Genomic DNA, 1,704 nt, shown 5'->3' on the forward strand with positions numbered 1-1,704 from the left:
CGTCCCGGTCGACGACAAGTGGTCGTTGTCAGAGCGGCCGGGTTTCCTGCGGCTGCATGCCCTGCCGGCGACCTCGTTCTACGACGCGCGCAACACGCTGACGCAGCGAGCGATCGGGCCCATGTCCACGCCAACCGTCCTGCTCGATGTGTCGAACCTCAAGACGGGCGACACCGCAGGCCTTGGGCTGCTCAATCTGCCCTATGCGACTTTGGGCGTCGAGAAACTTGCCGACGAACTCAATGTCGTCTTTTACGACCAGCGCCTGGATCAGCGGGTGCGGGTGAAGATGACCGGAACGCGCATCTGGTTGCGGGCCGACTGCGACTTCCTCACCGAACGGGCGCGCTTCAGCTATTCGGTCGACGGCAACACCTTCACGCCCATCGGCAACGAGGTCGTGCTGCTCTATCAGACCTTCACCTTCCAAGGTGTTCGCTATAGCTTGTTCAACTACAACACGACCGGCGCCGAGGGCGGTTTTGCCGATTTCGACAGCATCGACGTCCATCAGCCGCATACCCGCGGCCTGATGCGGCCCATTCCCTATGGCCGATCAGTCCGGCTGACGTCGTTTCACGCGAGCACCGGCCTGGCGGCCAGCGGTGGGCGCCTGGTTTCGGATGCGCCGACGCGGTTCGAGATCGTCGACCGCAAGCTGGGCCGTGTCGCCCTGCGATCGGGCCGACGCCATGTCACGGTCGGCGAGGACGGTGGGGTGACGCTGGTGGCCGGCCAGCCGGGCACGGCGCAAAGCTTCCAATGGATTGAAACCCCGACGGGCGAACTGGTGCTGATGTCATTGGCCACCAACCGCTTCCTGCGCATCGATCCGAAGACCGGGGATATCCGCGCCGACAGTCCTGGCCCCATGCCGGACAACAGCGACGGCGCGCGCTTCACCTGGTCGCAGTAAATAGGGTCGTGCCGGCGAATCCGGGAAGTCAACGGTGCCGGCCGGCACTCAGCCTGGCCCATCGTGACTGGCCGAATCAGCAGTTCCCAGGCCGGGGGCCGCTCACTGCGGGCCCCGCAGCCGCAGAGAATTGAAAACCACGCTGACCGACGACAGGCTCATCGCGAGCGCCGCAATCATGGGCGACAGAAGCCACCCGGTGAACGGATAGAGTGCGCCGGCCGCCAGCGGCACGCCGAGTGCGTTGTAGACGAAGGCGAACACGAGGTTCTGTCGCATGTTGGCGATGGTGGCCTGGGAGATGCCTCGCGCCCGGGCAATGCCGCGCAGGTCGCCCTTGACGAGCGTCACCTGGGCGCTGTTCATCGCCACATCGGTACCGGTCCCCATGGCCACGCCGACATCGGCTTTGGCAAGGGCCGGCGCGTCATTGATGCCGTCGCCCGCCATGCCCACGACGCGGCCCTCGCGCTGCAGCCGTTCAACAAGCGCGAGTTTGTCGGCCGGCTTGACCTCGCCATGGACCTCGTCAATGCCCAACTGCTTTGCGACGGACTGCGCGGTGGTCAGGCCATCGCCGGTGGCCATCACCACGCGCATCCCCGCGTCATGCAGGCTCTGGACCGCCTCGGGCGTGCTCGCCTTGATGGGGTCTGACACGGCCAGGATGCCCATCAGGCGCCCCTGTTGAGCCAGGAACATCACGCTGCTGCCTTGCAGGCGAAGGTCCTCGCCGGCCGCACGCAACAGCGACACGTCCACGCCGTCCTGCGCCATCAGCGCCGCGT

Annotated in this window: 2 protein-coding genes; one reads left to right on the top strand and one right to left on the bottom strand. The window is 66.1% G+C overall.

Going from position 1 to position 1,704, the window contains the following annotated elements:
• Window positions 1-916, top strand: a 916-nt coding sequence (locus tag AC1DU6_RS30095) for a beta-xylosidase family glycoside hydrolase (RefSeq protein WP_477861704.1), incomplete at its 5' end; no start/stop codon positions are given.
• Window positions 917-1,018: 102 nt separating this feature from the next.
• Here AC1DU6_RS30095 and AC1DU6_RS30100 read toward each other — a convergent pair.
• A partial coding sequence (locus AC1DU6_RS30100; RefSeq protein ID WP_477861706.1) for an HAD-IC family P-type ATPase occupies window positions 1,019-1,704 on the bottom strand: 686 nt, incomplete at its 5' end.

The organism is Roseateles sp. P5_B10 (assembly GCF_056400485.1).